Below are 18,105 nucleotides of genomic sequence, written 5' to 3'. Positions count from 1 at the left end.
CTCCCTGTAGGATTTAGCGCCCCATCGTCTCGCGCTGGGGTCTGCTCTTAATCTGGAACTGGAACGCTAAAAATACAAGCAACGTTTTCCAACGCTAGCCGTCGCGATCATCCTTGACGCGCTCAGCCCAGCGCTTGCGAGCCAGGTTGCGTCGATAAAGCCGCATCAGTGCAATCGTCAGCGCCGTCGCCAGCATGGCAGCCAACACGACGCCCTGCCAGGGACGGGCCGCGTTACCCATTACCGTCTCCAACGTGATAATCAGTGTCAGGCCAATTGCCTGGGAGCCGATCGCTAGCGCGCGCAGCCTATCAAAAGCGGGTGGGGGCATAACGTCTCCGTAATTTTCAACTCGCATGATATGGTGCATCAGTGTAACTGCTAAACGGGAAAACCATGAACGCCATCACCCTTGGCCCGCTGCTGATTTCGCTGCCCCGCCTTTACGCCATTGCCTGCGCGCTGGCATTGCTGGTCAGCACGCGCTATTTGCTGGGGCTGCCCCACCGCCGCCACCAACGCTGGTTTTTGGGTCTTTTGGTCATCTGGCTGATCGCGGCTCGCTTCGGTCATGTCGCCCTGCATATCGAAAGCTACAGTACCGCCCCACTGGAGACACTTAAGCTCTGGAAACCTGGTTACCAAGGACTTTGGGGCATGGCAGCAGGCCTGTTGTGGACAATCTGGTCGCTGCGCTCACGGCTGATTGCCATGGGCGGCGCCATGGCGCTGCTGATCGGGGCCTCAAGCCTGTGGCTGGTGCTGGTAACGCTTGCCCCGCTGGGCAGCGACATGAGTTTGAAAAGCCTGCCCGACATTACCCTGGAAGATATTGATGGCACCCCGGTGCATCTTCCCTCCTTGGCGGACGACCACGACAGGGTCATCGTCAATCTTTGGGCCACCTGGTGCCCGCCTTGCCTACGCGAAATGCCGCTGCTTGAAGATGCCGACCAGCGCGAAGGCGTCGCTGTCGTGGTCGCCAACCAGGGCGAGGACCTGCTGCCCATTGTGCGCTACCTGGATGAACAATCGCTGCGCTTTCGCTACGCCCTTCGCGACCCCAACCAAATGCTGATGTCGCTCGTCGAGGCCCCCGGGTTACCCACGACGGTGTTGTTCGACGGCGACGGCAACACCCTGGATATTCATGTGGGCGAACTCACCCAGGCCCATCTGGACCGTTGGCTCGAAGATTGACGACGATACACCTTAATCCCCCAGCGCCTTTGCGTTAGAATCCCTCGCCCTGTTTGTAGCCGGTCATCGTGACCGGCCACGTACGCCCCGTTTCGCAGACTTCCTTGAGGCATCATGAGCGATTTTTCCCCCGGCCAACGCTGGATTAGTGACGGAGAAGCCGAGCTTGGGCTCGGTACCGTGCTTAACTGCGACACCCGTAGCGTTACCATCTTGTTCAGTGCCAGCCAGGAAACACGCACCTACAATACCCGCCAGGCCCCGCTGACCCGCGTCATGTTCGGCACCGGCGACCGCATCCAGTCGGCTGATGGCTGGCAGATGATCGTCGATGACAGCCAAACGTCTAACGGCTTGATCACCTATACAGGCGAAGACAACCAGGGACAACGGCGCGAACTGCCGGAAGCCAAGCTCGCCGACACCATGCAGTTCGATCAGGCTCGCGACCGGCTGCTTACCGGCCAGGTAGACCGCAACGACTGGTTCGACCTGCGCTTTCGCACCCTGCATCACCACCAGCGTATCGAACAGCACAGCGCGCTGGGCTTTGCCGGGCCGCGAATCGACCTGGTGCCACACCAGCTGTATATTGCCGATGAAGTCGCCCGGCGCCATGCGCCGCGCGTCCTGCTGGCAGACGAAGTCGGGCTCGGCAAAACCATTGAAGCGGGGCTGATATTGCACCGCCTGCTGCTGACCGGACGCGCCGAGCGAGCCCTGATTCTGGTGCCGGATAGCCTGACCCATCAGTGGCTGGTCGAGTTGCTGCGCCGCTTCTCGCTCAACGTTACCCTGTTGGATGAGACCCAGAGTCAGGCTCACGGCAGCGCCAACCCGTTTGAAAGCGCTCAGCTGGTACTGGCAAGCCAGGGCTGGCTGTTTGCCAATACCCACCGCCAGGAACAGGCGCTGGCCAGCCACTTTGACCTGCTGATTGTTGACGAAGCCCACCATCTTGACTGGAGCAGCGAGGGTAGCGGCCCCGGCTATCAGTGCGTCGAGCAGCTGGCAAGCGATATCCCCAGCCTGTTGCTGCTCACCGCCACGCCCGAGCAGATGGGCATAGAAAGCCACTTTGCCCGTTTGCGGCTGCTCGATCCAGAACGCTACCACGACCTGGCGCGCTTCAAAGACGAAGAACGTCACTACGGTGAAGTGGCCAGCGCCATTGAAGCGCTCGAGGCATTACCCGACACGCCTGACGCCCGTGTCCACGTCGACGCCGTGGCCGACGACCGCGATAGCCGGGCCCTGCTTGCCACCCTGTGCAATCCTGAGGCCAGCACCGACCAGCAGGACGCTGCCCGCGCCCAACTGCGCGACGCCCTGCTTGACCGCCACGGCACCGGGCGGGTGATGTTTCGCAATAGCCGCCGCCATGTGGGCGGTTTCCCCGAGCGCCGCCTGCACCTTGACGCGCTGGCATTGCCGTCGGCCTATCGCCGCATGCAGCGACGCCTGGAACGCGACGACGACTACCTCGACGAACTGCTGATCGAGACCGGCATGGATCATCCGGACGTGCTGATCTATCCGGATGCCGCTTACCGCGAGTTGAGTAACGATCCGCTTCACGGCGAACCCTGGTGGCATATCGACCCGCGGGTTAACTGGCTGCTGGAAAAACTCAGCGACGACAGCGCCGCCGGTTTTGCCAACGATAAGGTGTTGGTGATTGCCCATCACCGCGACACCGCTGAAGGCCTGGCCGAAGGTCTCCGCGTGCTGGGTGGCTACCATGCCCCGGTGTTTCACGAGGGCCTGTCGCTGGTCGAACGCGACCGTGCCGCCGCGGCGTTTGCCGATGAAGAAGACGGCTGCCAGGTGCTGGTGTGCTCTGAAATCGGCTCCGAAGGGCGCAACTTCCAGTTCTGCCGTCACCTGGTCATGTTTGACATGCCCCAGCATCCCGACCAGTTAGAACAACGCATTGGCCGCCTTGACAGGATCGGCCAGCGCCACGCGATCGAGATGCACATACCGACGTTTACCGGCAGTCCCGGCGAACGCCTGATGCGCTGGTATCACGAAGGCATGGATGCCTTCAGCGCGCCCCACGGTATTGGCAGTGACCTGTTTGACGCCTTTGGCGATGCCCTGGCCGATGCACTGCTCGACGACGAGATGCTGGATGAAATCATCAGCGAGACCCGTGAGCTGTTTGTCGCCAAATTAGCCGAGCGGGATGCAGGCCGTAACCGCCTGCTGGAGCTCAATGCCTGCCGCCCTGTGCGCGCCCAGCAGGTGGTCGAAGCCGTGCGCGAGCTGGACGACGACAGCGCCCTGCCGCGCTACGTAGAGCGCGCGTTGGATGTGTTTGGCGTGGATAGCCAGGAGATCGGCAACGGGCTGCTACACCTCCAGCCGGGACAGCACATGCTGGACGGCCTGCCTGGGCTGGTAAAAGGCGAAGAAGGGTTTTCGGCTACCTTTGATCGCCATCAGGCACTCGCCCGCGATGACGTTCAGCGGCTTTCCTGGGAACACCCGCTGCTGCGCGAAATGATGGGGCGCATCATTGACGGCACCATGGGTAACACGGCACTGGCATTGCTGGGTCACCCGGCAATCCCCAGCGGCCGACTGATGACCGAGCTGATATTCCGCACCCATTGCCCAGCGCCCACATCGCTGCACCTGAACCGGTTTCTGCCGCCGACGGCCGTCCGCGTATTGCTTGACGAGTCGGGGGCCAACCTGACCGACAAGATTTCCTTCACCGGGCTGGGTAAAAACCTGCAGAAGGTCAATAAATCCATGGCACGGGACCTGATCAAGCGCCATCACGACGCGCTTCGCGGGTTGCTCAGACAGGGGGAAGGGGAAGCCGAACGCGAACTCCCCAGCATCGTTGAAGCCGCCGAGGCACGCATGCGCACCCAGTTGGACGCAGAACTTGCCCGTCTGGGGGCGCTGGCGGAACACAACCCGTCAGTGCGCAGCGAGGAGCTCGACGCCCTAAAAAAGGAACGCCAAGCCCTCAGTGACGCGATTGAAAACACCCGTCTGCGGCTGGACGCCGTGCGGGTGATTATCACCGTTGACCCCAATGCCTAAGCACTCCGCTCAGGCGAAAGGATAGCGGCGAGCGCCTTTTCCAGCGTGGGGTATTGAAAGCGAAACCCCGCTGCCTCAAGGCGCTCGGGGCGCATATCGGCACCGGTCAGCAGCAGCTGAGACATCTCACCCAACCCCGCTTTCAACACGCAGGCGGGCACCGGCAATACCGCCGGGCGGTGCAGTTGCCTGGCCAGTGTCCGGGTAAACTCGGCATTGGTCACAGGATGCGGCGCACTGCCGTTGAAGGCGCCGGATAGCGAGGCATCATTGAGCAGGAACATGATCGCCTCGACCAGGTCGTCGCGATGGATCCAGGGCATGAACTGCCTGCCATCGCCAAAACGGCCCCCCAGCCCCAGCTTGAACGGCGGTAGCATCTTTTGCAGGGTGCCGCCGCCCGTCCCCAATACCAGCCCGATACGTAAAATCGCCAGGCGCACGCCCATGTTCTCAATGGGCTTCGCCGCGGCTTCCCATTCCGCGCATAGCCGGTGGGCAAACTCATCGTGGGGCGAGGTGTCTTCGGTGACGCGCTTATCGCCTTGATCACCGTAATAGCCCATCGCGGAACCACTGATCAGCACCTTGGGCAGCGGCTGGCCGTTCTCGCCCAGCTGCTCGCAAAGCGAGACGAGTTGCTCGGTCATCTCGATCCTCGAGCGAGTCAGCCGCTTTTTCTGGCTGTCGCTCCAGCGCTTGGCCGCAATTGACTCCCCCGCCAGGTTAACCAGTGCATCCGGCGGGCTATCGATGAACGCCTGGGCGCTGTCACGGATGTCACATTCGCGGGGAAGACGCTCGCGTACTTTATGGGGCGTACGGGAAACCACCAGCACCTCATGTCCCTGCGCTATCAACGCCGGACAGAGTCGCTGGCCGACAAAACCACTGCCGCCGGTCACTAGTACACGCATGGTGTTTCTCCCTTTTGATGTCGACGAGCGAGCTACGCTCTTGAAGGTTTACATTTCGGCTTATCTATACAAAACTATTACACATAGAATGATTCGTACATTAATATATGCCCATTATTGACATTGCGTCGGGCAAATTACCCATCAGGTCACCATGACAACCGTCACCTCTGCTCCTCTCTCGAACGTCGCCGTTGTCGGTGCCGGCATGGCGGGCCTGGCCTGCGCCAACCGCTTGGCGGAACACGGCGTGGCGGTGACGGTATTTGATAAAGCGCGCGGCCCGGGCGGTCGCATGTCGACCAAGCGCCTTGACCAGGCGCAGCTTGATCTGGGCGCCCAGGCATTTACCGTCCGCGATCCAGCCTTCAGGGACGCCGTTGCCGACTGGCTTTCGTCAGGCCTCGTTGCGCCTTGGCCGATCGTCAGCTATCAGGCTAGTTCAAGCGGCTGGCAACTGCATCATGACCCCCACACCCGCTACACCGGCGTGCCCCGCATGAGCGCGGTTACCCGCCACCTGGCAGATAGGTTCCAGACGTATCCCCAAACGGCGCTGCACCTGGCGACACGCATCGAGGCGTTGCAACGCTCACCCAACGGCTGGCAGCTTCAAGATGCACAGGGGCGTGGTTACGGGCCGTTCGACCACGTCGTCTTGACCACTCCACCGCCACAGGCATTACCACTAGTGGCGCCCTGGGAGACGACACTGGCTGAGGCATGCCGGGCGCGTGACCAGCGCAGTTGCTGGGCGGCCTGGGCGGTGCTGGATGCCACCCTGCCCACTCCGCCAGGCGGTCAGAGTGACTGGCAGATGGCCCGTATTGACCACCCTGCGCTGCGCCTGGTGTCGCGCAATCAGACCAAACCGGGCCGCGAGCGGCAGCCTGAAAGCCTCAGCCTGATGGCGCACCTGGACTGGAGCGAGACCCACCTGGAAGACGATCCACAAGCGGTTGCCGCGTTACTGTGGGCGGCCTTTACTGCATCGTTTCCGGCAGGCACGCCGTTACCGTTGCGGGTTACCAGCAGCGCACACCGTTGGCGTTATGCTCAGCCAAGCACTGCCGATGACCAGCTATACCTATACAGCGACAGCGGCCTGGCTATGTGCGGTGACAGTTTCACGGCCAGCCGTGTGGAATCGGCATGGGTCTCTGGAACGCAATCAGCCCAGGCGTTAATAGATCGGTCGGTACATAACAGAGCCTCATCATCACACTCCAACAAGTGAATCCAAAGGTTGTACCTTGAGGCTACAAGTTGTACAAAGGAACGTTAGTTATTCAAGATTGTTGATCGGTTAATTAGATATTAGGTAATTGCTATGGATAGCAAACCACATCGCCCGCCGCAGCAAACCACGATAGGCCCATGCGGCTTGGCTCCGCAGACAACGAAGAGGCAATGGCGCCCATGAATAATAAGGCGACCCACCCACCCGATACCCCACTTTATCCTATTCGGGAAGTTTCCCGTCTGACGGGCGTAAACTCGGTTACCCTGCGCGCCTGGGAGCGACGTTACGGTTTGATATGCCCCAAACGCACCCCCAAGGGCCACCGGCTGTATGCCCAGGACGACATCACACGCATCGAGCGCATTCTTCAGTGGCTCAACCGCGGCGTTCCGGTCAGCCAGGTCGCGGACCTGCTCGACCAACCCGACACCGTTGAGGCCCCGGTGCCCGATGCCGGCGATTGGGTAAGCCAGCGTCAGCAGTTGCAGGCGGTCATCGAAGCGCTGGATCTACCCAAACTGGAAGCCTTCTACCACCAGAGCCTGGCCCTCTATCCGCTGAGTACCGCTATCAACGAACTGTGGCAGCCGGTGGTGCTGACGCTGGAAGCCAAGTGGGCAGTGCAGCCTGATGCCCTTGTCCGCCGCACCTTCGAAGCCTTCCTGCGCAGTCAGGTGGGAATTCGCCTGCATTATGCCAACCAAGCCACCCGCGGCCCGTTGATCCTGCTTAATGTCATGCCCGACGACCCAGGCCCCCTGTGGGTTCTGATGGCAGCGTTGATGGCCAGCGAACAGGGTTACCGTGTGCAGCTGCTGGATCACTCCTTGCCGCTTGAAGACCTACCCCAAGCCGTTGCCCGCCTGCATTCTTCGATGGTGCTGCTGTCCAGCGGCCAGCGGGAAGACGACCACTATATTCGCCAGTCGCTGCCGGATGCCGCCGCCACGTTAAATGTGCCCATCGGCGTCTGCGGTGAAGTCGCCCGCCTGCGCGACGCCGACTTGCGCGACACCTCCGTGCATATGCTGGGCGATGACCTCCCTCAAGCCATCGCCCGCTTGCGCCCGTTGCTGCGCGAATCAGGCGTCCTTTGACAAACTGAGTGACACCGCCGCTGCGGCGGTGGCTACCCGCTTGACCATCGCCCTGCAGGAGTTTCCATGTCTCGACAGTTGGTTTGGCTGCGTAGTGACCTGCGCATCCACGATAACACCGCGCTTGCCGCCGCCGCTGCAAAAGGGCCGGTCGTTGCCGTGTTTCTTCGCTCAGTGGCCCAGTGGCAGGCGCATGGCCATGGTATTAACAAGATCGACTTCTGGGCACGTGGCGTTACTGCCCTCAAAGAGGCACTCGATGGACTGAATATTCCGCTCCTGCACCGGGATATCGCATCGTTTGACGATGCTCCCGCCACCTTGCTGGAGATTGCCCGCCAGCACCGGATTGAGCAGTTGCATTTCAACATCGAGTACCCCCTCAACGAACGGCGCCGCGACCAGGCGGTCATGGAGGCCTTCAAGCAGGCAGGAATTGACGCGCACGGACATCATGATGCGGTGGCCTTTGCCCCCGGGACGTTGCTGACCGGCAAGGGCGACTATTACGGCGTATTCACGCCGTTTGCCAAGGCCTGGCACAAGCAGATCACGGCAGACCAGTTGACACTGCGCGACACCCCGGACACCCAATCGCCGCTGAGTATCGAGAGCGACCCCTTGCCTACGCTGGCAGACGTCAATGGCTCCCCCGTTGATGCACACCAGTGGCCTGCAGGAGAGCACGCCGCCAGTGACCGCCTGGAGCGCTTCTTACGCTTCCGCGGCCACCACTACAGCGATCAGCGGGACTTCCCAAAGGTGCGCGGCACCAGCGAGCTTTCGCCCTATCTGGCGCTGGGAATGATTTCTTATCGTCAATGCATGCAAGCCGTCATGAGCGAGAATGGCGGACATTTGGCCGATGGCGATAAAGGCCTGACCGCCTGGGTAAGCGAGCTTATCTGGCGGGAATTTTACCAGCACGTGGCCGTCGGCTTTCCTCAGGTATGCCGCCACCAGCCGTTTCAGGCCCACACTCGTAAACTTGCCTGGCGCGACGACCCCGACGCCTTTAGTGCCTGGTGCGAAGGACGCACCGGCTACCCGCTGGTAGACGCCGCCATGCGCCAGCTCGTCGCCACCGGCTGGATGCATAATCGGTTGCGAATGGTGACGGCGATGTTCCTGAGCAAACACTTGTTGATCGACTGGCGGCAGGGTGAAGCGTTTTTTCTGCATCATCTGATCGATGGCGAATTTTGCGCCAATAACGGCGGCTGGCAGTGGGCGGCCTCAACGGGTACCGACGCGGCCCCGTATTTCCGAATCTTCAATCCCACCACGCAATCCACGCGCTTTGACCCCCACGGCGAGTTTATTGCCTACTGGTTGCCCGAGTTTGCCACTTTGCCAGCCAAAGCCCGCCATGCACCGCCACGCGACTTGTTGACCCAGTTGGACTACCCCGCCCCCGTTGTCGACCACAAGGCAGCACGTCAACGGGCACTCGATGCCTTCAAGGCGCTGTCAGACTGATACCGGCCCGCTAACCGCCTAACGACTTCAGGAGTCTTCATGTCACAGGACAAGGCAGTGGAAGATTTTTGCGCCTTTTTCAACAAACTTGACAATACCTGTACAGAAAAGCTGTACGAAGTATATACTGACGATATAATTTTCACTGACCCGCTGCATAACGTTGAAGGTCGCCCCGCGCTGTCGCGCTATTTTGCCGCGATGTATGAAAACGTCGAGCATTGCCAATTCGTTTATCACACGCGCCAGCGCCAGGGCAGTCAGGTATTTGTCACCTGGACCATGACATTCGTGCATCCAAAGCTGTCAGGGGGACGTACGATCAAGGTAGAGGGATGCAGTGCGTTGACATTTGCTGACGACGGACGTGTAGCGCGACACAGAGACTACTTTGACGCCGGGGCGATGCTCTATGAGCACCTTCCGGTAATGGGGCGGGTAATTCGCTGGTTAAAGCATCGTCTTGATTAATCATTACGTTGCCTGGGGCACCTGACCGAGGTGCCCACAGGGTGTAACAGGAGAGGTTCGATGAGCACATGGACAACCCCCCAGCGTATCTGGCTGACGGGTGCGACCTCGGGGATTGGCGAAGCCTTGGCCAGAAAGCTTATTGCCCAGGGTCATCAGGTCGTAATCAGCGCCCGCAACCACGAGGCGCTGGAAGCGCTGTGCCAGGACCACCCCAACGCCCACCCGCTGCCGCTCGACGTCAGCGACCGCCATGCGGTGTTGGCGGCGGGCCAGCAGATCGGCGAACTGTTGGGCGCCCTGGACCTCGTTCTGCTCAACGCAGGCACCTGTGAATATCTCGATGCCCAGCAGTTTGACATGGACCTGATCGAACGTGTTTTCACCCCCAACCTGTTTGGCACCCTGTATGGCGTCGAGGCGGCCCTCCCCTTACTGCGTGCCGCCCGCCAGGAAGGCAAACCCGCCCGGCTTGCGGCCACTTCGAGCGCTTCTGCCTACCTGCCGTTACCCCGGGCTGAAGCCTATGGCGCCTCCAAGGCGGCCGTCAGCTATTTCCTGGAATCGCTGCGCCTTGACCTTGACCAGGAAGGCATCGACGTCAGCCTGATTCACCCAGGCTTCGTCAAGACGCCGCTGACCGATCGCAATGACTTCCCCATGCCCATGCAGGTCAGCGCCGACACCGCCGCCGAGGCCATTATCAACGGCCTGGTCAAAGGCCATCTGGATATTCATTTTCCGCGCCGCTTTACCTATCTGGTCAAGTTTCTCGGCATCCTGCCGCCAGCCCTGCGTCGCCGGATCGGCCTGCGCATGACCCGGCAAGAGGCTTCCTGATGAGCAACACGGCGTCTCAACGCATTGCCATTATCGGCAGCGGCATCAGCGGCATGGCGGCCGGATGGTACCTATCTGCCCAGCACGAGGTCACGCTGTTCGAAGCCGACGCGCGCCTGGGCGGGCATACCGCGACCATGGATGTCGAGGTAGGCAGTCGCCCTTACGCCATCGACACCGGCTTCATCGTCTTCAACGACTGGACCTATCCGCATTTTCAGCGCCTGCTGGATGCCCTGGATGTTCCCAGCCAGGCCACCGAAATGAGTTTTTCGGTACACGAGACCAGCGTTGACTTTGAATACAACGGCCACACCTTGACCTCGCTGTTTGCCCAACGCCGAAACCTGCTGAATCCAGCTTTTTATCGCTTACTCGGCGATATCATGCGCTTCAACAAGCAGGCCACTGCGGACCTGGAGAACGGTCGGCTTGCTCAGGACATGACGCTTGGCGACTATCTGGACCGTCACGGCTACGGCCAGGCCTTCCAGCGGCGCTACCTGCTGCCCATGGGTGCGGCCATCTGGTCGGCGAGCATTGGCGACTTGCGATCCTTTCCGCTGACCTTTTTTGTCCGTTTTTTCCGCAACCACGGGCTTCTATCGGTCAACCACCGTCCCCAGTGGTACACCTTGGTGGGCGGTTCACGCCGCTACATTCCACGATTGACCGCGCCCTATGCGGACCGTATTCATCTGAACACCCCGGTTTCCGGCATTACCCGCACGGATACCGGGGTGATGATCACCACTGCTCAAGGCACCCAACGCTTTGATCAGGTCGTACTGGCATGCCACGCCGATCAGGCCCTGGCCATGCTGGACGACCCGACCGAGGCTGAAAGTGAGATTCTCGGCGCAATGCCTTATCAGGACAACGAGGTGGTACTACACACTGATACGTCGCTGTTACCGCGTCGGCAACGCGCCTGGGCCAGCTGGAATTACCGCCTCGACGGTCGCGGCGCCGATGAGCGGGTCTCGGTCACCTACAACATGAACATTCTCCAGCGGCTGGACGCGGACACCACGTTCTGCGTCACCCTCAACGATTCAGACAGCATTGACCCCGCCAAGGTGCTGGGTCGCTACACCTACGCTCACCCGCAGTTCACCCTGGCGGGGCACGCCGCTCAGCAGCGTCACGACGAGATTTCATCCCCCGCCCGACGTACGCACTTCTGCGGTGCCTACTGGCGCAACGGCTTTCATGAAGACGGCGTCTGGAGCGCCCTGCGTGTTGCCCGCTCGCTGGGTTGTGACGAAGCATACACCCCGTTTACCACCCCCACGGCGCTGCCTACCACGGAACTGTTTGACGCCCACCAGGGGAGTGACGCGGGATGATAACGACGCCACATTCACGGGTGTATCGCGGCACCCTGCGCCACCGACGTTTCTCGCCTCATGCCCACCGTTTTGATTACCAGCTATGGATGGCCTGGCTGGACCTGGACGAGTTGCCGACGCTGTTTGACGGTGTGCCGGGGTTCAGCGCTAGAGGCGCGGCGCTGGCTCGCTTTCGCCGCGAAGATTATCTCGGCCCGACGGATCGCCCGCTGGCCACCGCCGTGCGCGAGGAGCTGACACGCCAGCTGGGCAGCGCTCCTGAGGGCCGAATCTGCGTGTTGACGCAACTGCGAACGCTGGGCGCCATGTTCAATCCTATCTCGATGTATTACGCCTATGACCGGCAAGGCCAACTGTCAGCGGTGCTTGGCGAAGTCACCAATATGCCCTGGCGTGAGCGCACCTGTTATGCCTGCCGTGTCGATAGCCACCGCCACAGCCACCACGCAACCTTCGCTAAAGCCATGCACGTCTCACCCTTTAACCCCATGGACATGACTTATCGATGGCGATTTAACACACCGGGCGACCAGTTATTACTGCACATGGAAAACTGGCAGGCCGGGCAGCGTCATTTCGACGCCACCTTGACCCTGGAGGCGGCACCCGCCACCGCCAGGGTATTGCTGACCACTTTGGCGCGCCAGCCATGGATAAGTCTGAAAACCATCACCGGCATTCATTTTGAGGCGCTTCGGCTGTGGTTGAAGCGCAACCCTGTCTATAACCATCCCAAGCGCAAGGAGACCTCGAAATGACGACCCTGCGTTCCACGCCGCCTGACATTCAACCCGCCCCCCAGGGGCGTGTCACCCGCTGGCTGAAAAAGCGGTTGATCACACAGCTGGACACCTTTACCGGCGGGCACATCACCCTGATTGAAGGCAACCAATGTCACCATCTGGGCCAGGGTGGCGAGCTTCACGTCACCGTCGTCGTCCGCCACGCACGCGCCTGGAAGCGGCTGGCTTTCGGCGGCACCGTGGGCGCCGCCGAGGCGTACATGGATAACGACTGGGACGCCGATGACCTGGTCGCCCTGGTGCGCCTGTTTGCCATTAACCTGGATCAGGTCAACGGGCATCTCGAGAACGGCAGCGCGCGCATGGCACGCTGGCTGATGGGCCTGGTGCATCGTTTTCAGCGCAACAGCCTGACCGGTTCCAAGCGCAATATCGCCGCGCACTATGATATTGGCAACGACCTGTTTGCCACCTTTCTCGACAAGCACCACTGGATGTACTCCAGCGCCGTTTTTCCCTATCCGGATGCCAGTCTGGAAGAGGCCTCGACCTACAAGCTGGATGTCATGCTCGACAAGCTCGACGTGCAACCCGAGCACCATTTGCTGGAAATCGGCACGGGCTGGGGCGGGCTGGCCATCCATGCGGCCAAGACCCGCGGCTGCCGTGTGACGACAACCACCATTTCCGAAGAACAGTACGCCTATACCGCAAACCGCATTAAGGAAGAAGGCCTGGAGGCACGCGTTACACTGCTGAAACAGGACTATCGCGAACTGACCGGACGCTTTGACCGGCTGATTTCCGTCGAGATGATTGAAGCCGTCGGCCATCAGTACCTGGATACCTACCTGCACAAGGTCGACAGCCTGTTGACCGACGACGGTCAAGCCATGCTCCAGGCAATTACCATCCGCGACCAGCGCTTTGATGGTGCCAAGCGGGATATGGACTTCATCAAGCGGTATATTTTCCCCGGTGGCTTTTTACCTTCCCACCACGCCATTGCCAACAGCTTGATGCGCAAGACCTCGCTCAACATGGTTGCGCTCGATGAAATTGGCCAGCATTACGCGCGCACCCTGCGCGAATGGCGGCACCGCTTCGAGGCCCATCTGGAACATATTCAAGCGCTGGGTTATGACGAGCGCTTTATTCGCATGTGGCGTTATTATCTCTGTTACTGCGAAGGCGGTTTCCTTGAGCGTTCGATTGGCACCTGCCACCTGCTGCTGGCCAAGCCTGCTGCCAAACCGGCGCCCTTGACCGGAGGGTTGTAATGCTTGCACGGCGGCGCTTGATGGCGGTGCTCGTCAATGCCCTCGGCTTTGAAGTGATCTGGACGCTATGCGTGCTTGGAGGCTCCTGGGTCGCAGCGATCGCTGGCAGCACCTGGATTGCACTGCATTTAAGGTATGTCGGTAAACCGGGCGAATGGCGCCTGGTGGCGGGCTTTGCCTTGTTAGGGCTCGCAGTCGACGGCGGCTTACAGCTGGCAGGGGGGCTGATATTTGGCGATCAACGGCTCATTGCCGGCTTGCTGCCATTATGGCTATGGATGCTCTGGCCACTGTTTGCCACCCTGGTGCATCATTCGCTTGCCTGGCTATGGCGATGGCCCTGGCTGGCAGCAGCGCTGGGTGCGCTGGGCGGGCCACTATCGTATTTTGCGGGCGCCGCCCTCACCGATGTCACCCTGGCGCCTTGGCTGCTACCCGCCCAGGCGCTGGTATGGGCACTCCTCTGCCTGGGGGTTTGCCGCTATTATCGGCGCTGGCAATATCGCCATGCTGCCACTGCAGTTCGCTAAGGACCCGCTTTCGCCATGCTGCCGGTGCGTGACTTTGCAGGCTGTGACTGGGGGAGCAAACGTTGCTCCAGTTCGTGTGCGGGTTGAGGACGGGCGAAATAAAACCCTTGCACCATATGGCAGCCCGCATCAACCAGGAAATCACACTGTTCTTTGGTTTCGACGCCTTCAGCAATCACATCAAGCTCCAGCCCCTTGGCCATCGACAGGACCGCCTTCACAATGGCGGCATCGGCCTGATCACCGGGCAGCTCCCGGATGAAAGCGCGGTCGAGTTTTATCTTGTCCACCGGCAAGCGCTTCAAGTAGCCAAGCGACGAATAGCCGGTACCGAAGTCATCAATCGCAATAGCATAGCCTTGGGCGCGTAGCGCTTTCAGGCGCGGCCCCATATCTCCCGCGCGCTCGTCCAGAAGAACCGATTCGGTTAGCTCCAGACCGATGTGACCAGGCGTTATCCGGTAGCGTTTCAGGCAGGTGGCCAGTTGGGTTTCCAGATCGCCATGAAAGAGTTGCAGCGCCGAGATGTTGACCCACATGGTCAGCGTCGGCATGCCATTATTGGCCCAGTGCGCCTGCTGGGCGCAAGCCTTTTCAATCACCCAGCTACCCAGTTCGGCCATCAGGCCGTGGCGCTCGGCCAAGGGAATGAATTCACCGGGCGATATCATTCCATCGCGAGGGTGCTGCCAGCGCAGCAGCGCCTCCATCCCAAGCAGCTCGCCCGTACCAGGGTGGTGCTGGGTCTGAAAGTACAGTTCCAGTTGGTCTCCCGAGACGAGGGCGGCGCGCAGGTCGCTAACCAGCGCCAATTGCGGATTGTCCTGCTTGTCCAGGGCAGGGCGAAAACGCAGACTGTGGTTACGCCCAAGCCGCTTGGCGTTGTATAACGCCGACTCCAGCCGTTGAAACAGCACGCCTGAGTCACGACCATCTTCTGGCGCTCGACAGCTGCCGATGGTCAAACCCAGACGCAACGACTGCTCTAGAATCTCAAACGGATTGCTCATGTGGTCGCGTAAGTTAGCGACCCACTTATCGTGATCATCATAGGTCGTGGTGCGAATGACCATGAATTCATCGCCGCCTAGACGTCCGACGACGCTACCTGCCATATAACTCGTCAACCGCTGAGCAAAGCGCGCCAGCAAACGATCACCCTGCTCAACGCCCATGCTGTCGTTCACCGATTTCAGGCCATCAATATCGATCAGCGCAATATCCAGGCTTTCCCCCGCGCGTACACCGCGCAGGCGTGATTCCATCAGGTCGTGCAGGCGCCGCCGGTTAGGTAGCCCGGTCAGCGGGTCTTCATAGCCAATGCGACGCAGGTCGCGCTCACGGGCTTTCTGGGCGGAAATATCGGCAAAAAGGCTAATGAAATGGGTTATCTTGCCGCGTTTATCGGTGATGGCACGCACCTTGAGCCACTCGGGGTATTCATCGCCGTGCTTGCGCCGGTTCCACATCTCGCCTTCCCAGCGCCCGGTGCTTTTCAGTGTGCTCCAGAAATGCTGGTAAAACGTTTTGTCGTGCCTCGGGGCTGCCAGCGTTTCGAGCTTCAGCCCCAGAATTTCATGGCTTTCATAGCCGGTAATTTCAGTAAACGCAGGGTTAACCGCAATGACACGATTCTCAATGTCACTGATGACCATCGCATCATTGGCGAGACCGATCGCATCCTGCGATAGGCGCAACCTTAGGCGCTGGTGACCAACCTGACGCCATGCATCCCAAAGCCCGAGCGCCACCATCGATGCCGCGACCATGCGCAGCGCGACATCCGGAATCCAGATGCAGGCGGGTAATGCCACCAGCGCTGTCCAGACTAAGGGACGATTAAGGGAAACGGGAAGCCACATGCTTGTTCACGATATCCTATAAAAACGGGCTCAGAGCTACTCCCAAAAAGAATTAGATCGACGTCATACCGTCGCCTGACAAGCGACTGAACGCCAATCTTACGTCAATAAGCCGTTTAATGTGCAAAACCAATCATTCGACTCTACACTATTTGCCTCATTATACTTTCGGCCGCTAATAAAAAATCTGTAGGGCACACCAATAATAGGCCCGTTACGTGCATTCAGCGGTTTCGGGAAGTAGACTAGGCGCAACCTTTTACCCTGATACTCGGAACGATTCAGTGACCAAGCAACATTCCTTTGATCGCGATGAACTGCTGGCCTGCTCGCGCGGCGAACTTTTTGGCCCGGGCAATGCCCAACTGCCAGCACCCAACATGCTGATGCTTGACCGCATCACGCACATTCACGAAGCAGGCGGCGAGTACAATAAAGGCGAGCTGATTGCCGAATTGGATATCACACCCGACCTGTGGTTTTTTGATTGCCATTTTCCCGGTGACCCGGTCATGCCAGGCTGCCTTGGGCTTGATGCCATGTGGCAGTTGGTTGGCTTCTACCTGGGCTGGCTAGGCCACCCCGGCCGCGGTCGCGCACTCGGCTGCGGCGAAGTGAAGTTCAGCGGCCAGATACTTCCCGACGCGCAAAAAGTAACTTATCGTATCAACATGAAGCGTATTATTACTCGTCGGCTGATTCTGGGCATGGCCGACGGCACCGTCTCAGTAGACGGTCGTGACATCTATCAGGCTAATGATTTGCGCGTTGGCCTATTCACCTCCACTGCGAATTTTTAACAGGAGGCTCCCATGCGACGAGTGGTAGTCACCGGCCTTGGCATTGTGTCGTGCCTGGGCAACGACCAACAACAGGTTCTTGAGGCGCTCAGAAGTGGCCGTAGCGGCATTCGCTTCAAAGAAGACTATGCTGAACGTGGCTTTCGCAGCCAGGTTGCAGGCAGCGTTGATATTGACCTTGAATCGCTCATTGACCGCAAACTGCTGCGCTTTATGGGCGATGCAGCGGCTTATGCGTATATTTCCATGACACAGGCCATCGAAGACGCCGGCCTCCCTGATGACCAGGTATCCAACGAGCGAACCGGTCTGATTGCAGGTTCTGGCGGCGCCTCGAGCGCCAACCAGGTTGAAGCCGCTGACGTGCTGCGCGAAAAAGGTTTGCGCCGTGTGGGCCCCTACCGCGTTACCCGCACAATGGGCAGTACCGTGTCGGCCTGCTTGGCAACGCCGTTCAAGATCAAGGGCGTCAACTATTCGATTTCGTCGGCTTGTGCGACATCGGCGCACTGCATTGGCAGCGCCATGGAGCAGATCCAGCTCGGCAAGCAGGACGTGGTCTTTGCTGGCGGTGGCGAAGAGGAACACTGGACACTGTCCTGCCTGTTCGACGCCATGGGCGCTCTTTCCACTCACTATAACGCGTCGCCCGACAAGGCATCGCGTCCTTATGACCAAGCTCGTGACGGCTTTGTGATCGCTGGCGGCGGCGGCATGCTGGTGCTCGAAGAACTGGAGCACGCCAAGGCACGCGGCGCCAAGATTTACGGTGAGTTGGTAGGCTATGGCGCCACGTCTGACGGCTACGACATGGTGGCACCTTCCGGCGAAGGGGCGACTCGCTGTATGCGCCAAGCCATGGCGACCGTTGAGGGTGATATTGATTATATCAATACCCACGGCACATCAACGCCGGTGGGCGATGTGGCCGAGCTCAAAGCGGTTCGCGAAGTATTTGGCAATTCAACACCGGCGATGAGCTCGACCAAATCGCTGACTGGCCATTCACTGGGCGCGACCGGCGTGCAGGAAGCCGTCTACTCGCTGCTTATGATGCAGCATGGCTTTGTGGCCGCCTCGGCCAACGTGGAACAGCTCGACGAGCAGGCCGACGGTTTCGATATCGTCACCGAACGTCGCGACGGCGTAACGATCGACCGCGTCTTGTCCAACAGCTTTGGCTTTGGCGGCACCAATGCCTGCCTGGTGTTCCAGCGCTACGCCGAGTAAT

Annotated in this window: 16 protein-coding genes; 13 read left to right on the top strand and 3 right to left on the bottom strand. The window is 60.0% G+C overall.

Translation table 11 applies throughout. The annotated features are described in order from the left end of the window. Window positions 1–94: 94 nt before the first annotated feature. Entirely contained in the window at window positions 95–331 is a 237-nt protein-coding gene (locus tag R3F64_RS08925) for a hypothetical protein (protein ID WP_199284438.1), read from the bottom strand. A gap of 65 nt (window positions 332–396) precedes the next feature. On the opposite strand from R3F64_RS08925, the gene R3F64_RS08920 reads away from it, so the two are divergent. Both R3F64_RS08920 and rapA read left to right on the top strand, forming a co-directional pair. Further along, window positions 397–1,200 (top strand): redoxin family protein, encoded by an 804-nt coding sequence (locus R3F64_RS08920; protein ID WP_085917598.1) that lies wholly within the window; start codon window positions 397–399, stop codon window positions 1,198–1,200. A 114-nt stretch (window positions 1,201–1,314) separates the two neighbouring features. Next, window positions 1,315–4,260, top strand: coding sequence for an RNA polymerase-associated protein RapA (rapA, locus tag R3F64_RS08915; RefSeq protein WP_332610987.1), 2,946 nt, complete (start codon window positions 1,315–1,317; stop codon window positions 4,258–4,260). Here rapA and R3F64_RS08910 read toward each other — a convergent pair. Beyond that, complete coding sequence (locus R3F64_RS08910; RefSeq protein WP_332610986.1) at window positions 4,257–5,177, bottom strand: TIGR01777 family oxidoreductase; 921 nt, start codon at window positions 5,175–5,177, stop codon at window positions 4,257–4,259. The genes rapA and R3F64_RS08910 overlap by 4 nt on opposite strands. 154 nt (window positions 5,178–5,331) lie before the next feature. On the opposite strand from R3F64_RS08910, the gene R3F64_RS08905 reads away from it, so the two are divergent. The 9 genes from R3F64_RS08905 (at window position 5,332) to R3F64_RS08865 (ending at window position 14,212) form a co-directional block, all read left to right on the top strand. Further along, complete coding sequence (locus R3F64_RS08905) at window positions 5,332–6,414, top strand: NAD(P)/FAD-dependent oxidoreductase (protein WP_332610984.1); 1,083 nt, start codon at window positions 5,332–5,334, stop codon at window positions 6,412–6,414. A gap of 182 nt (window positions 6,415–6,596) precedes the next feature. Further along, window positions 6,597–7,517, top strand: coding sequence for a MerR family transcriptional regulator (locus R3F64_RS08900; RefSeq protein ID WP_176243627.1), 921 nt, complete (start codon window positions 6,597–6,599; stop codon window positions 7,515–7,517). Between the two features lie 66 nt (window positions 7,518–7,583). Continuing rightward, window positions 7,584–8,996: a deoxyribodipyrimidine photo-lyase gene (phrB, locus tag R3F64_RS08895; protein WP_332610982.1), complete on the top strand. Its 1,413-nt coding sequence runs from the start codon at window positions 7,584–7,586 to the stop codon at window positions 8,994–8,996. A 39-nt stretch (window positions 8,997–9,035) separates the two neighbouring features. Beyond that, window positions 9,036–9,467, top strand: a complete 432-nt coding sequence (locus tag R3F64_RS08890) for a nuclear transport factor 2 family protein (protein ID WP_332610980.1) — start codon at window positions 9,036–9,038, stop codon at window positions 9,465–9,467. Between the two features lie 60 nt (window positions 9,468–9,527). Then, on the top strand, window positions 9,528–10,307 hold the full coding sequence (locus R3F64_RS08885) for an SDR family NAD(P)-dependent oxidoreductase (RefSeq protein WP_199284435.1): 780 nt from the start codon (window positions 9,528–9,530) through the stop codon (window positions 10,305–10,307). Further along, window positions 10,307–11,656: an NAD(P)/FAD-dependent oxidoreductase gene (locus R3F64_RS08880; protein WP_199284434.1), complete on the top strand. Its 1,350-nt coding sequence runs from the start codon at window positions 10,307–10,309 to the stop codon at window positions 11,654–11,656. The genes R3F64_RS08885 and R3F64_RS08880 overlap by 1 nt, the downstream gene beginning before the upstream one ends. After that, window positions 11,653–12,417 carry a DUF1365 domain-containing protein gene (locus R3F64_RS08875; protein ID WP_264825304.1) on the top strand — a complete coding sequence of 255 codons (765 nt, stop codon included), beginning with the start codon at window positions 11,653–11,655 and terminating at the stop codon, window positions 12,415–12,417. The genes R3F64_RS08880 and R3F64_RS08875 overlap by 4 nt, the downstream gene beginning before the upstream one ends. Continuing rightward, window positions 12,414–13,682 (top strand): cyclopropane-fatty-acyl-phospholipid synthase family protein, encoded by a 1,269-nt coding sequence (locus tag R3F64_RS08870; RefSeq protein WP_309782992.1) that lies wholly within the window; start codon window positions 12,414–12,416, stop codon window positions 13,680–13,682. Before R3F64_RS08875 ends, R3F64_RS08870 begins: the two co-directional genes overlap by 4 nt. After that, complete coding sequence (locus R3F64_RS08865) at window positions 13,682–14,212, top strand: DUF2878 family protein (protein WP_199284433.1); 531 nt, start codon at window positions 13,682–13,684, stop codon at window positions 14,210–14,212. Before R3F64_RS08870 ends, R3F64_RS08865 begins: the two co-directional genes overlap by 1 nt. On the opposite strand, the gene R3F64_RS08860 is transcribed toward R3F64_RS08865, so the two are convergent. After that, window positions 14,209–16,074, bottom strand: a complete 1,866-nt coding sequence (locus tag R3F64_RS08860) for a putative bifunctional diguanylate cyclase/phosphodiesterase (protein WP_085917587.1) — start codon at window positions 16,072–16,074, stop codon at window positions 14,209–14,211. The genes R3F64_RS08865 and R3F64_RS08860 overlap by 4 nt on opposite strands. Window positions 16,075–16,358: 284 nt before the next feature. Here R3F64_RS08860 and fabA point away from each other — a divergent pair, with 284 nt between their 5' ends. Together fabA and fabB are read left to right on the top strand one after the other, a co-directional pair. Next, complete coding sequence (gene fabA, locus R3F64_RS08855; protein WP_066319005.1) at window positions 16,359–16,874, top strand: 3-hydroxyacyl-[acyl-carrier-protein] dehydratase FabA; 516 nt, start codon at window positions 16,359–16,361, stop codon at window positions 16,872–16,874. A gap of 12 nt (window positions 16,875–16,886) precedes the next feature. Next, window positions 16,887–18,104, top strand: coding sequence for a beta-ketoacyl-ACP synthase I (gene fabB, locus R3F64_RS08850; RefSeq protein ID WP_332610972.1), 1,218 nt, complete (start codon window positions 16,887–16,889; stop codon window positions 18,102–18,104). The last annotated feature ends 1 nt before the right edge of the window (window position 18,105 follow it).

Source organism: Halomonas sp. 5021, assembly GCF_036663435.1.
Classification (GTDB): domain Bacteria; phylum Pseudomonadota; class Gammaproteobacteria; order Pseudomonadales; family Halomonadaceae; genus Vreelandella; species Vreelandella janggokensis.
This window is presented reverse-complemented; position numbering and strand designations above follow the sequence as displayed.

What these genes read in the sequence shown, in the direction of transcription:
- R3F64_RS08925 (WP_199284438.1), bottom strand. Translation starts at nt 331, where the DNA reads ATGCCCCCACCCGCTTTTGATAGGCTGCGCGCGCTAGCGATCGGCTCC.
- R3F64_RS08920 (WP_085917598.1), top strand. Translation starts at nt 397, where the DNA reads ATGAACGCCATCACCCTTGGCCCGCTGCTGATTTCGCTGCCCCGCCTT.
- rapA (WP_332610987.1), top strand. Translation starts at nt 1,315, where the DNA reads ATGAGCGATTTTTCCCCCGGCCAACGCTGGATTAGTGACGGAGAAGCC.
- R3F64_RS08910 (WP_332610986.1), bottom strand. Translation starts at nt 5,177, where the DNA reads ATGCGTGTACTAGTGACCGGCGGCAGTGGTTTTGTCGGCCAGCGACTC.
- R3F64_RS08905 (WP_332610984.1), top strand. Translation starts at nt 5,332, where the DNA reads ATGACAACCGTCACCTCTGCTCCTCTCTCGAACGTCGCCGTTGTCGGT.
- R3F64_RS08900 (WP_176243627.1), top strand. Translation starts at nt 6,597, where the DNA reads ATGAATAATAAGGCGACCCACCCACCCGATACCCCACTTTATCCTATT.
- phrB (WP_332610982.1), top strand. Translation starts at nt 7,584, where the DNA reads ATGTCTCGACAGTTGGTTTGGCTGCGTAGTGACCTGCGCATCCACGAT.
- R3F64_RS08890 (WP_332610980.1), top strand. Translation starts at nt 9,036, where the DNA reads ATGTCACAGGACAAGGCAGTGGAAGATTTTTGCGCCTTTTTCAACAAA.
- R3F64_RS08885 (WP_199284435.1), top strand. Translation starts at nt 9,528, where the DNA reads ATGAGCACATGGACAACCCCCCAGCGTATCTGGCTGACGGGTGCGACC.
- R3F64_RS08880 (WP_199284434.1), top strand. Translation starts at nt 10,307, where the DNA reads ATGAGCAACACGGCGTCTCAACGCATTGCCATTATCGGCAGCGGCATC.
- R3F64_RS08875 (WP_264825304.1), top strand. Translation starts at nt 11,653, where the DNA reads ATGATAACGACGCCACATTCACGGGTGTATCGCGGCACCCTGCGCCAC.
- R3F64_RS08870 (WP_309782992.1), top strand. Translation starts at nt 12,414, where the DNA reads ATGACGACCCTGCGTTCCACGCCGCCTGACATTCAACCCGCCCCCCAG.
- R3F64_RS08865 (WP_199284433.1), top strand. Translation starts at nt 13,682, where the DNA reads ATGCTTGCACGGCGGCGCTTGATGGCGGTGCTCGTCAATGCCCTCGGC.
- R3F64_RS08860 (WP_085917587.1), bottom strand. Translation starts at nt 16,074, where the DNA reads ATGTGGCTTCCCGTTTCCCTTAATCGTCCCTTAGTCTGGACAGCGCTG.
- fabB (WP_332610972.1), top strand. Translation starts at nt 16,887, where the DNA reads ATGCGACGAGTGGTAGTCACCGGCCTTGGCATTGTGTCGTGCCTGGGC.